The following is a 12,229-nucleotide window of genomic DNA, read 5'->3' as shown; positions in this document are numbered from 1 at the left end:
AATTGGCTTAATAAGTTTGACGAATATAAGTAATTATTTTAGCCATTTCTTTACGAATTACACTTGCTCGATCATCTATATAATTATTGTTCATAAAAGAAAATGCCAAGCGCCTTCCTGTCCGCGTAATCAGATAACCGCTCTGATTATAGACAGATGTAATCGTTCCCGTTTTAGCAAAAACAAACGGTTCACCGAGATCTTTGCTATAGGTACGTTTTAGGGTGCCATCGACACCTCCAGCCGGAAAAAGACGGAAACGCTCTTGCTCATCCGGCAACTTATTTTTCAAGAGGACCAATAGATCTACATTATTCTGCGGAGTCACCTTGTTATAGGACGACAGACCCGATCCATCAAATAAGGCGACCTCAGCTGAAAAGTATTTATAAACGTTATTCTTCATCCAGTCCCGTACCAAGTAAGTATCAAATTGACTGAATTGTTTCCACGAACACATCATCAAAAACTGTTCAGCAATAAAATTATCACTTGGCAACATCATTTCACGGATTAAATTTTTGGTACTGCCGGAATAGAGTATCTTGGTATTGCTTGGTTTTTGGTAAGATAGTAAGGTGACGGATTTACCTAGACTGTCCGCCAATAATTTAATAAATAAGCTATCAGAATAGATAAATGGAACTTCATTGACATAACCGCTCGGAACGGGACGTTTGGACATCCAAAAGGAATTTGCATGAAATGAGCGGGAAAGTTCAAAATCACCGACCTTAGGTTCCGGCAAAAAATCCAGTGAATTTTGAAAACTTGCTGGAGAGGTCGATAGATAATTATAACCTTTTTGTCGAAAAGTGACCACATTGCCATAAATAGGAAATGTACTGATTTCAGGTTGATAGTAAGCCTCAAAATCTTCCATAGCCCAACCATGCGCAAAGAACTTATTCTTCATTGTTCCTGGCACGACAAAAATGCGTTTATTCGTATTTTTCAAAAAGTTGTATACTACCCGGGTATCTAAACGATTATGCAGAAAGGTCGGATCACCAGTCCCCCAGATAAGCAACGAGTCTCCGCGTTCCACATACTCCAAACCAGGTATTGAATCGCCCAACAGTGCCAGTGCAGCATAGGTGGTATACATTTTCGTATTGGAAGCCGGCGTAAAATGCTTATTGCCGTTTATATCCATGACATATTTATTGGCATTGAGGTCGTATAAAGAAAAACCAACAAAATGATCATTTAATATTTTAGATTCTTGAAATAGCTGATAAACATCCTCAAAGCTCTGAGCCTTCGCTACAAAAGTAGCAGCGGGCAGAAACCAAAGCAGCAATAATGCACTTAAAATTTTTTTCATCAGTTCAAACATACAAAAAACTGCATGAACTCCCTTTCGTCTATTGCCAAAATTCAGATACAAATCCTTAAAAAGGAAAGGGGAAGACAACGCCTCCCCCTTTCCTTTTTAAAACTATCAAAAATTAATATCCTTGATTTTGTGTCAGAGCTCCACCACTTCTGTCAATCTGCGATTGTGGAATTGGGAAGTAATCATTTTGTGGTTTATAGTTTAAGCCTTTATAACGTGACATAAAACCACCTTCAAACGTTGCGTAGCTTTCCAATACAGTTTTCGCCTCACCCCAACGCACGAGGTCATAGAAACGATGTCCTTCCATCGCTAATTCTAAACGACGTTCAAAACGAACAGCTTTGCGCGCATAATTTTGGTCTGGGAAAGAAGTATAGGGTTTAACAACATATACTGCCGCCGCAACATTATCGCCAGTCGTTTTTGGAGGTAATTTTGCCGCACGTTCACGAACTGCATTTACGAGATTCATCGCTGCACCTAAGTCGCCCAATTCAACTTGACATTCCGCTGCCATTAAAACAACATCAGCTAAACGAATAATATTAACATCCAAGTCAGTAATATATGCCGCTCCTGACGCCGTATGTGTCGCATGCAGACTCTTCGGAATCATTGTTTTTATACCAACAAATGGTCCTCCCGAGCTCACCTCACGAATCCATGCATCGCCTGGCATGACACCATAATCATAGAAATTTACACCTCTACGACCAACCGTATAGTCCAACCGTGGATCAAAACGAAGCGTCACATCAAGTTTGTATGTTTTCTTTGCCTCATCAGACAAACCGAAATCTGATTTATATGGATTATTGCGATAAGAACCGTCCAACAATGGTAAGCCATTTGCATCAACTTTATACGCATTGACCAAATCAATGGTCGGTTGATAGAAACCGCAACAACCTACCGGATTACTTCCATTTAATCCAGACAACATATCGCCAACATTGGCATTGTCACCAGATCCATCTGGGTTAATCACATGTTTAGATACCAGTAATGCCTCTGGGCCATCTTTTGTAAGGACATCAAAGTTATTTTGATACGGCATCGTACGAAGATCTTTTGCACCGATAACGTCTTTAAACAAGGCCAATGCATCAGCATATTTTTTCTGGTATAAATAAACCTTACCTAAATATGCCTTAGCGATATTTTTATCCATACGGCCTGATTGTTGGTTGATCTTAGTGGCAGGAAGATTATCCACTGCAAATTTCAGATCGTCGATGATCTTAGGCAGTACATCATCTTTATTAGGTTTAACCTTGGCCTCATCCACCGTCATAGTCTCATCCACGTAGGCTAAGTTTTTGAAAACACGCCAGAGGTAAAAATAATAATGTGCACGCAATAACCTGGCTTCACCTTGAATTTGCTTTGCACGGTCCGCAGTCACTGTTTTTGCACCTGCCTGATCCGCATTCAAAAGTCGTAACGTATTATTTGCTCTGAGCACACCCTCATAGTATACCTCCCACATCTGGCTCAGGTTATCATTAGAACTATTTGGTGTATGAAACTCGATCATATTCATATTAGGTTGATCCGTAGCTTCAGAACCTTTATGGGCGTTATCCCCCGCAACCTCTCCAAACAACCACTGGCTAGGTGCTGAAGAATAGTTTCCCCAAGTACCATTGACATTGCCATTTAAAATGCCGTATGCACCAATCAATTCAGCTTCAATACCCTTTGAGTTAGCAACCTGCGTGTCAGACAACTCCCCCTGTGGAATACGTTCCAGGAAAGATTTACCACAAGAAGATAGCAAAGCCATTGATATTCCGAGAACGACGATTATATTTCTTTTTTTCATTTCAATCAAATTTTAACTTAAATCATTAAACCTTAAAAACCAAGACTCACACCCAACATATACTGACGTGCTTGTGGATACACTCCGAAGTCTACCCCCAAAGCAGAATATGTTGAAGGTGTTGCACTTACTTCTGGGTCTAGGCCTTGATATTTTGTGATTGTAAATAGATTTGTTGCACCAATATAGGCACGCAATTTTTTGATACCGGTATTATTACCGAACACCTTATTTGTATCAAAATTATATCCAACCTGCAGATTCTTCAACTTTAAGAAGCTCGCATCCTGAACGTAATAGCTCGAAGAAGCATATTCGTACGCCGATGCCCCCACCACTTGCGACGGAATCATGCTTGAAGGATTTGTTTTGGCATCCCATGCGTCTAAGACACGTACACTTTTTTGGCCTCTAAATACGCCAAAATCCGTAAAATAACGCGTCGCCTCATAATTTTGGTTACCCTTTGACCCATAGAAATAAGCCATAAAGTCAAAATTTTTATAAGATGCATTGATATTGAATGAGTACACAAAATCAGGATGTGGACTACCTATGATCGTACGATCGCTGGCATCGATTTTTCCATCACCGTTAATATCCGCAAATTTAAGTCCGCCTGCTCGCGATTTTCCATCCTCATATTTGGCCACGCTTGCATTTGACATATCTGCATCCGAATAGATACCGATTACCTTATAACCATAAAAAGCACCAATTGGCTCTCCTGGTTTTAAGATAGAAGTTTCCATACTTCTAAAGCTACCGTAAACCTGTTGAGTAACAGAAGGCGCCAAGGCAACAACTTTGTTCACGTTTCGCGATATTGTAGCCGACAGATCGAATTTAAATTGGCTTTCTTGACGTCTTCCATAATGGTAATTCAATGAAAACTCAACCCCTTTGTTTTGCATATCACCAATATTTACATAAGGTGATCCCGCACGACCGGCGGCAACAGCAGGTAATGGTAGCAGGTATAACATGTCTTTCGTTTTCTTGTTATACCAGTCGAAAGAACCATCAAAGTCACCTTGGGCAAGCGTAAAGTCCAAACCAATGTTCAATGCGGATACTTGTTCCCATTTTACATCAGGATTATTATACGCATTCTGCCACATACCGGATGTTAAACTTCCATCGATTGGATAAGAAGAAGAATTAATAGCAACTTGATAGCGATTTAAATATTGGTTAGCTGGAATACGTTGGTTACCCGTTACCCCATAACCTGCTCTGATTTTTAGGTCAGAAATCCATGAAACACCTTTCATGAACTCTTCTTGCGACAAACGCCAAGCCGCACTCGCCCCTGGGAACGTTCCATACTTGTTGTTCGGTCCAAAGTTAGAAGAACCATCGCGACGTACAGTTGCACTTAAGATATAACGATCTTTGAACGAATAATCCACTTTTCCAAAGATCGAAAACAGTGATCCAATTGCACCCGAACCATCACTTACACGACCTGTAGATGCAGCACCCAAATAGAGATAATCAAGACTTGACATCGTGAAAAAGCCATTTCCTTTTCCTGAAATTTGTCTATTACGATTTTGAATTGCCTCTGTACCCGCAAGAATACTTAACGTATGCTCGTCATTAAATGACGCTTTGTAATTTAATGTATTTGTCCAGGTCCATTCTTTATTCAATCCAAAATATTCATTTATTCCATTATTAAAACTTCCTTCTGTAAATTCAGGATTTGGATAAGTATAAGAAACACCATTGTAATTCTCATACTTCATACCAAAGCTGCTTCGGAAGGTCAAACCTGAGACAATATCAAATTCACCGAAAACGTTACCGAAAAACATATTGCTCTTGTTTCTATTGTCTTTTGCACGGTAAGCAATAGCTACCGGATTTTCACCATTACCAAATTGGCCACCAACGGATCCCGCAAAATTTCCACCTTCATCATATACTGGAATAATATTGTGTATACGATATGCAAAACCTAATGCACTACCTTCACCGATATAATCACCAGCAACATTGGTATTTACACCTACACCAAATCCCTCCGTAAAGCTATATTGCATATTCTCCCCAAAACGCAATTTATTGTTGAAAGCCGAAAAACGCGTATTTGAACGAAGATTGTATTTTTCGAACCCCGTGTGAATAATTGTCCCTTTTTGTTTCAGATAACCACCAGAAATCGCGTATGAAGCGTTCTCTCCGCCGCCTAAAACACTAAGCTGATGTGATTGTGTGGGGGCATTTTGAGACAAAGCATCAAACCAGTTCGTTCCGGCCTTATTTGCTTTCGTAATCTGATAGAAGTCCGAACGGCTGCTTGCATCGTATTTATATTTTGACATATCGATATCCGCTGCAGTGATTACATCTTTACCGCCTACTTTAGGTCCAGCGATAAGATAGTCCGGAAGCACATTATTTGTGCCATTTAATCTATTTTCTATATCCAAAGTTTGTTGTGGAGACAACATTTTTGGAAAACGTGAGCTGTTTGGTACTTGTACACCATAGTAAGAATCAAGGTTAAATTGAGGTTTTCCCTCTTTACCAATTTTAGTTGTAATAATTACGACACCGTTGTTTGCGCGTGAACCATAAATTGAAGCTGCTGATGCATCTTTTAACACCTGCATTGTTTCAATATCATTTTGATTCAACCAGCTTAACTTTCCTTCATAAGGCACTCCATCAATAATGTAAAGGGGTTCATTGTTGTTAATCGTACTATAGCCACGAATTTTAATCTGTGGTGTAGAACCAGGAGCGCCGTCCACTACGATCTGAACCCCTGTTGCTCGCCCTTGCAATGCCTCAACAGCACTCGCAGCCGGTGTGGTCTTCAATTCCTTCACATTGACAACAGCGACCGCACCTGTTAAATCTTTCTTACGTTGCGCCGAATAACCTGTCACAACGACCTCTTCCAAGGCGTCTTCTGAACTGCTTAACGAAATTGAAAGATCAGCTTTCGAAGAAACAGTAATCTCAGTGCTTTTGTACCCAATGTAACTGATGATCAACACATCGCCTACTTTACTTTGAATAGTAAATGCACCATTCTCGTCGGTCGAAGTCCCGGTACTACTTCCCTTTACTTTAACAGAAACGCCTGTAATACCTTGACCTGTAGCAGCATCCTTCACGATCCCCTTGATAGGCGTCTGTTGTACACGCTTTGTTTTCATTAATGAAACGACTTCAACTTTGCCATGGCTAACTAATCCACTGGCAAATCCATGAGTGGTCATTCCTCCCCCAATGAGAAGAGAACTCATAAGCAGAAACCTCTTATTGAACTTTTGGCCCAATATGAGATCAAAACAGCAATTTTTGTCCGTTTTTTTCATCATAATTTTACTAAATAGGTGGTTTAAAAAATTTATGTTTATTCTTTAGTTGTTTTAGCTGATATTGGTTTATTTAAGTTCTTGGTCATTTTTTTTAGGTCTGACGACAACAATGCGATATCGTTGATAGGTTCATTCCCCTTGGTTATTCATTTTTCACTTAATTTGGTTATTTTCCAGAAATGTTAAAATCTGTTAAATAAATGTAAAGAATAATAAATGTAAAAAAAAAGGAAAAATCTTAATTAATTCACAAAGTGCTATAAATCAAGTTATTGTATTTTATACACTAAGCCGAATTGCAATACTATTGTTACACAAGCACATCCTTTTGTTTTCGTTACCGAAAACCTTTCCCAAAATTCAATGTGCATTGTCAAATATTCTACAAATAGGTCCAAATAAGCTAAAAGCTCCTTATATTTGTTGTTGATGAATGTAAGTAATTTATTAGAACGGGCGCTCCGATTTGAGTTCCTATCCAAGGAAGAGGGTGTTTTTTTATATCAAAACGCACCTACAGCTGATTTGACTTTCGTAGCCAATGAATTGCGTAAAATACAAGTGCCACATGGTAAAGTAACCTGGCAGATCGACAGAAATGTCAATACCACCAATGTATGTATTGCAAATTGCAAATTTTGCAACTTTTTCCGCCGTCCCGGTCATGAAGATAGTTACATCACCGATATCGAAAGCTACAAGCAAAAGATAGAGGAAACTTTTAAGTACGGTGGTGATCAACTGCTGCTGCAAGGTGGCCATCACCCGGATTTGGGTATTGAGTTTTACAAAAACCTTTATAAGCAATTAAAAGAGCTTTACCCTACGCTAAAACTACATTCACTCGGCCCGCCTGAAATTGCGCATATTTCCAAGTTGGAGAACATGAGTCATATTGAAGTTTTGAGACAATTGAAAGAAGCTGGACTGGACTCTCTACCTGGAGCCGGAGCTGAAATTCTCAATGATCGCGTAAGACGTCTTATATCAAAGGGAAAATGCGGTGGTAAAGAATGGCTAGATGTTATGCGGGCAGCCCATAAAATTAATCTACCAACTTCTGCCACCATGATGTTTGGTCATATCGAAACAATAGAAGAGCGTTTTGAACATTTGGTGTGGATTCGCGAAGTACAGGATGAAAAACCGCAGGAATCCCATGGTTTTATAGCATTCATCCCTTGGCCTTTCCAGGATGATGGCACCTTATTGAAAAGACTTCGCGGTATTACCAATAACGTAACAAGTGAAGAATATATCCGCATGATTGCTTTGAGCCGCATTATGCTTCCTAATATCAAAAACATACAAGCATCCTGGCTCACTGTCGGAAAACGTACTGCTCAATTGTGTCTGCATGCCGGAGCAAATGACTTTGGTTCTATCATGATCGAAGAAAATGTCGTCTCTGCAGCAGGGGCCCCCCATAGATTCACATCTAAATCAATACAGGAAGCTATTTTGGAAGCTGGATTCAGTCCACAACTACGAACACAAAAGTACGAGTTCCGTGAGCTACCAGCCCATATGGTCGAACAGGTCATTAACTATTAATACGATACATTGAAAGACGTCATAAGAAATATTGAAGCAATTATATTTGCTTCTGCGGAAGGAATAGATCTTGCCGACATCAAACAGATTTTGCAGGAAGCATTAGCCATCGAAGTATCCAGAGACGAGCTACGTGACTTGATTAAAAAAATTGAAACGAAGTACCAGGATGAAGATTATGTACTCGAATTACGTTACATCAACAACGCCTATCAGTTTTTGACAAAAGCTGTTTATCATGAATCGATACAACAGCTCCAAAATCATAATAACAAGCGAAAATTAAGTCAATCAGCGCTAGAAACACTCGCCATCATTGCTTACAGACAACCGATAACAAAATTAGAAGTGGAGCAGATTAGAGGTGTCAGCTGTGATTACGCTATTCAACGTTTACTGGAAAAGAAGTTAATCAAAATTGCGGGAAAAGCAGATAGTATCGGAAAACCATTACTTTATGCAACAAGCCAACAGTTCATGGATCACTTCGGAATCAATGGTGTGAGAGATCTCCCACAATTAAAAGACATCGTTACCGAGGACAATGCGATTGGCGAAACAAATGAATAAATAAAATAAAATAAATTTTTATTTTCAAAATACAATTCAACATATTGATTAACAGAAAAATAAAGCTTAATAATTTTTTGAAAAAAAGTTTTAAAAAATAGTTTTCTTCTCTAATTTTACAACATTGAATAAGAAACAATAAAGTATTATTTTATGAACACGGCAACTTTAGCTAACGAAGATCTTGAAGAAGTAAAATTCGCATCTTTCAACGGTCCTGATGACGATGATGATGATTTCGATGATGATTTCGATTTACCTGAAATCGACTCGATTGGAGGATTGGATGACTTCGATGATGACGATGAATTTTAATATTTTAGTGCGATATAACACTACCTATTAAAACACCAGAGTATCATTAAAAAAATAAGGCGTTCAATCAAATTGAACGCCTTATTTTTTACTTTGCCTGATCGATCAATTTATGTAATTCCATCTTGGGAATCATGCCGCTTTGTCGCCATATTTGCTGTCCATTTTTGAACAGCACAAAAGTAGGCACGCCACTTACCTTATAAATCGAAGCAATTTTGGGATTTTTATCTACATCAATTTTAATGATGGATAGATCTTCCTGATAAAATTCCTTTACATCCTGTAAAATCGGCGCCATAGTCTGGCATGGACCGCACCACGTCGCAAAAAAATCCACCAAAACCAGCGAATTTGATTGAATAATCTGGTCAAAAGTAGCCATTATTGATTCTCCTTTACTTCTTCTTGCAATGCCTTATACCCACCTTGGATATTGCATATATGTTTAAATCCTTTAGCACTTAAAATAGATACAGCCACTGCACTCCTATATCCTGATTGACAGTGTACATACAGCTGTTTATTGTCTTTTTTAAGTGTAGAACCAAAATTAACGAAATCTGTTAATGGAATATTCATTGCATTGTCAATATGTCCATTACCAAATTCTTTATTTGTTCTTACATCCACAATATGACCTTGACCTGATCTTTTCCTAAATTCTCCTGCACTAATATTGCTCAATGAGACTACATCTTCGTTACTTTTCCAAGTTTCGATGCCACCATCCAAAACTCCAATAACATGAGTATAACCCAATTTTAATAAATGGTTGTAAACCGTATCCTGACTATCTATTTCTGTAATCAATAAAATTTTTTGCGCTTTATTGGGAAACACTTGTGCCAAAAAGTGATCAAATGGACCTTTAAAACCTATATTTATTGATTTCGGCACAAATCCTTGCAGGAATATATCGCCAGGCCGCGTATCAAGAACTTGAATAGCTGTTTCACGGCGCATTTTTTTAAATTCCTTCAATGTTAATCGTGATAAATCTGAAGCGGGCTGCGACATCTCGGCCTGATGGTTCTTCGATGCTGCATGCAATTGCACTTGATCATTGAACAGTGCAAAACAGACCCCACATAATGTGATAAAAACGCTACGCATATATTTGACTATTTAAAAGGAATAAGCAGCTTTTCCAATTCCTCAATTTTACCATTGTATATATTTAAGTCCACATTGCCCTGAATGCCTCTGACAGAGCCTTTTTCAGAAAATTGCCAGAAAGCCCAATGCTCCTTGGGGTTCTCAACCCAAAAGTTGTAATTTGCAATCCATAGCGTATAAGCGGCAAACTCCTTTTCCAAAAAATCACTATAAAACTTATCTCCGGAGTAAAGAATGGGCTTTACTTTGTAGTGAGCTTCGACTTCTTCAAGCCAACGTTTTAGCCCAACTTTCAAGCTATCCATAGATTGTTGTTTTGGATGCTCCTCAATATCCAAGACCGGTGGAAGATCGCCAGGCTGTAATTTAACTTTTCGAATAAAATTCTTCGCTTGCTTTACCGAGTTTTCATTGGGTCTAAAATAATGATAAGCCCCTCTCAAAACCGCCCTATTTGCCGTTTTGCTCCAATTTCGACTAAACTTATTATCCATTCCTTTCTCACCCATTGTCGCCCTGATAAACACAAAATCTATCGGAAAATGATCATTGATTGTGCTTACCTTTTGCCAATCTATTTCTTCCTGGTAGGTAGACACGTCTATACCAAACACCTTATCATCGTGCTTGCTCATAATCTCAATATTTCGAATATCGTATTTAGCCTCCTTCGTCAGAGACTTGTCTTTGGAGGTAGCCACACGAAAATAGTATATAATTCCAGCTCGATAATGCCACATTACAAGACAGAGGAAAAACACCAGCATTCCTGCTATCATCCAGATCCACTTTGTTCCTCGGGCTTGACTTCCTTTTGTGCTTGTTTTCTTTCTTTTTAATCGCTGTTGTGCCATAGCACGATGAAGTTACGGCAATAGCAATTAACTCACAAAATTTTCACAACAATTTATATTTTTGTGTATGATCGTGTACAACCCCAAAGACTGGCTTTCGGCAACTTTCAAGTTGCATAAATCAGATACCTTCAAAAAGTTACTGCCATTTCTTGTTTTAATCGCTTTTTATTCCTGGATGATTGCCTTTCTTGAATTGGAATACCTCAAATTAAATGAAAAGAGCTGGGTCAAAAACATTACCATTGTCCACAATCTTCTCGGTTTCGTTATATCGCTTTTACTGGTATTCCGAACAAACACAGCCTATGATCGTTGGTGGGAAGCCCGAAAGCAATGGGGTACATTGACCAATATAAGTAGAGCCTTTTCGTACAAACTAAATGCCATGCTGGATGTAGATGACAAAGTGAACCGTAGCTTTTTTAGAAAGGCAATCCCCCTATTCGCAGAGACACTATACGATTTTTTAAGATCGGATTACACCAAGTTTATGCTCGACGAAAACGAACACCCTGAGTTAAAAGCTTTGGATAATAAAAAACATGGCCCCAATCAAGTTTCTACCATGATCTTCCACAAAATCAATGATCTATATAAAGAAGGAACTATAAGTGGCGATCAGCTTATTATCCTTAATGAGGAAATTACTACTATGACACATGTTTGTGGAGCTTGTGAACGTATTAAAAATACGCCAATACCATTGGCATATAGTGCATTTATCAAGAAGTTCATTATCTTCTATACCATGACCCTTCCAGTAGGTTACGTTTTCTCCATCGGTTACTTTGTTGTGATTGCTGTACCATTTATTTTATATGTTTTAGCATCTCTCGAATTAATTGGCGAGTCCATTGAAGAGCCATTTGGTATCGACCAAGACGATTTACCGATCGACAAAATTGCGGCCAACATCAGGAAACACTGCCATGAGATTATCCCTGTATAGCCTTTTTTAAAAACAATCTAGCTCATTTTCAAACCCTAAGACTATCTATAGAAAATAAGTTTTGTAAATCTATTCGAAATTTCTACTTTTGTCGCGGAGAGTTGGCAGAGTGGTCGAATGCGGCGGTCTTGAAAACCGTTAACTGTCACAGGTTCGGGGGTTCGAATCCCTCACTCTCCGCAGAAAAAGCCTTTCAGAAATGAAGGGCTTTTTGCTTTATAGCTGGATTCAAAGCCCCAGCTGGCTGGGCTGCCAACACATCCCCATTCAATCTGGTTTACCAGCTATTCTCCCTATCAAAAAATCAATTTTCTTACAGCACTACACCATTCGAATTACCACATTGTTACTATGAGAAAA

The 12,229-nt window shown here is 38.8% G+C and carries 10 protein-coding genes and 1 tRNA gene; 5 read left to right on the top strand and 6 right to left on the bottom strand.

The genetic code is table 11. The features are described 5' to 3' along the window. Positions 1-7 precede the first annotated feature (7 nt). The 3 genes from B3P16_RS11510 to B3P16_RS11500 form a co-directional block, all read right to left on the bottom strand. The gene (locus B3P16_RS11510) at positions 8-1,327 is read right to left on the bottom strand and encodes a D-alanyl-D-alanine carboxypeptidase (RefSeq protein ID WP_239468749.1); all 1,320 of its coding nucleotides are present in this window, start codon (positions 1,325-1,327) and stop codon (positions 8-10) included. Positions 1,328-1,451: 124 nt separating this feature from the next. Further along, complete coding sequence (locus B3P16_RS11505; RefSeq protein ID WP_070566116.1) at positions 1,452-3,167, bottom strand: RagB/SusD family nutrient uptake outer membrane protein; 1,716 nt, start codon at positions 3,165-3,167, stop codon at positions 1,452-1,454. Positions 3,168-3,199: 32 nt separating this feature from the next. Beyond that, positions 3,200-6,505, bottom strand: coding sequence for a SusC/RagA family TonB-linked outer membrane protein (locus B3P16_RS11500; protein ID WP_236586000.1), 3,306 nt, complete (start codon positions 6,503-6,505; stop codon positions 3,200-3,202). 429 nt (positions 6,506-6,934) lie between these two features. Between B3P16_RS11500 and mqnC the strand changes: the two genes are divergently transcribed. From mqnC to B3P16_RS11485, 3 genes are all read left to right on the top strand, one after another. Continuing rightward, positions 6,935-8,059 (top strand): cyclic dehypoxanthinyl futalosine synthase, encoded by a 1,125-nt coding sequence (gene mqnC / locus B3P16_RS11495; RefSeq protein WP_070566118.1) that lies wholly within the window; start codon positions 6,935-6,937, stop codon positions 8,057-8,059. Between the two features lie 9 nt (positions 8,060-8,068). Continuing rightward, entirely contained in the window at positions 8,069-8,629 is a 561-nt protein-coding gene (gene scpB / locus B3P16_RS11490; protein ID WP_046672370.1) for an SMC-Scp complex subunit ScpB, read from the top strand. A 153-nt stretch (positions 8,630-8,782) separates the two neighbouring features. Continuing rightward, positions 8,783-8,944, top strand: a complete 162-nt coding sequence (locus tag B3P16_RS11485) for a hypothetical protein (RefSeq protein WP_167450446.1) — start codon at positions 8,783-8,785, stop codon at positions 8,942-8,944. Positions 8,945-9,032: 88 nt separating this feature from the next. On the opposite strand, the gene trxA is transcribed toward B3P16_RS11485, so the two are convergent. The 3 genes from trxA to B3P16_RS11470 are packed head-to-tail and all read right to left on the bottom strand — an operon-like array spanning position 9,033 to position 10,917. Continuing rightward, positions 9,033-9,329 carry a thioredoxin gene (gene trxA / locus B3P16_RS11480; protein ID WP_046672371.1) on the bottom strand — a complete coding sequence of 99 codons (297 nt, stop codon included), beginning with the start codon at positions 9,327-9,329 and terminating at the stop codon, positions 9,033-9,035. Then, positions 9,329-10,060 (bottom strand): rhodanese-like domain-containing protein, encoded by a 732-nt coding sequence (locus B3P16_RS11475; RefSeq protein WP_286843035.1) that lies wholly within the window; start codon positions 10,058-10,060, stop codon positions 9,329-9,331. The genes trxA and B3P16_RS11475 overlap by 1 nt, the downstream gene beginning before the upstream one ends. Positions 10,061-10,068: 8 nt before the next feature. Continuing rightward, complete coding sequence (locus B3P16_RS11470) at positions 10,069-10,917, bottom strand: glycoside hydrolase family 25 protein (RefSeq protein ID WP_070566122.1); 849 nt, start codon at positions 10,915-10,917, stop codon at positions 10,069-10,071. A 67-nt stretch (positions 10,918-10,984) separates the two neighbouring features. On the opposite strand from B3P16_RS11470, the gene B3P16_RS11465 reads away from it, so the two are divergent. Together B3P16_RS11465 and B3P16_RS11460 are read left to right on the top strand one after the other, a co-directional pair. Then, positions 10,985-11,869, top strand: coding sequence for a bestrophin family protein (locus tag B3P16_RS11465; protein ID WP_070566124.1), 885 nt, complete (start codon positions 10,985-10,987; stop codon positions 11,867-11,869). Positions 11,870-11,964: 95 nt separating this feature from the next. Then, a tRNA-Ser gene (locus tag B3P16_RS11460) sits at positions 11,965-12,049 on the top strand. Positions 12,050-12,229 lie beyond the last annotated feature (180 nt).

Source organism: Sphingobacterium sp. UBA7631, assembly GCF_002483935.1.
GTDB classification, from domain to species: Bacteria; Bacteroidota; Bacteroidia; order Sphingobacteriales; family Sphingobacteriaceae; genus Sphingobacterium; species Sphingobacterium multivorum.
The sequence above is the reverse complement of the archived record's forward strand: the minus strand, read 5'-3'. Positions and strand labels throughout refer to the sequence as shown.

Excerpts from the sequence above, each read along its gene's own strand:
- B3P16_RS11470 (WP_070566122.1), bottom strand. The coding sequence starts at position 10,917 with ATGGCACAACAGCGATTAAAAAGAAAGAAAACAAGCACAAAAGGAAGT.
- B3P16_RS11475 (WP_286843035.1), bottom strand. The coding sequence starts at position 10,060 with ATGCGTAGCGTTTTTATCACATTATGTGGGGTCTGTTTTGCACTGTTC.
- B3P16_RS11500 (WP_236586000.1), bottom strand. The coding sequence starts at position 6,505 with ATGATGAAAAAAACGGACAAAAATTGCTGTTTTGATCTCATATTGGGC.
- B3P16_RS11510 (WP_239468749.1), bottom strand. The coding sequence starts at position 1,327 with ATGAAAAAAATTTTAAGTGCATTATTGCTGCTTTGGTTTCTGCCCGCT.
- B3P16_RS11505 (WP_070566116.1), bottom strand. The coding sequence starts at position 3,167 with ATGAAAAAAAGAAATATAATCGTCGTTCTCGGAATATCAATGGCTTTG.
- mqnC (WP_070566118.1), top strand. The coding sequence starts at position 6,935 with ATGAATGTAAGTAATTTATTAGAACGGGCGCTCCGATTTGAGTTCCTA.
- trxA (WP_046672371.1), bottom strand. The coding sequence starts at position 9,329 with ATGGCTACTTTTGACCAGATTATTCAATCAAATTCGCTGGTTTTGGTG.
- B3P16_RS11465 (WP_070566124.1), top strand. The coding sequence starts at position 10,985 with ATGATCGTGTACAACCCCAAAGACTGGCTTTCGGCAACTTTCAAGTTG.
- B3P16_RS11485 (WP_167450446.1), top strand. The coding sequence starts at position 8,783 with ATGAACACGGCAACTTTAGCTAACGAAGATCTTGAAGAAGTAAAATTC.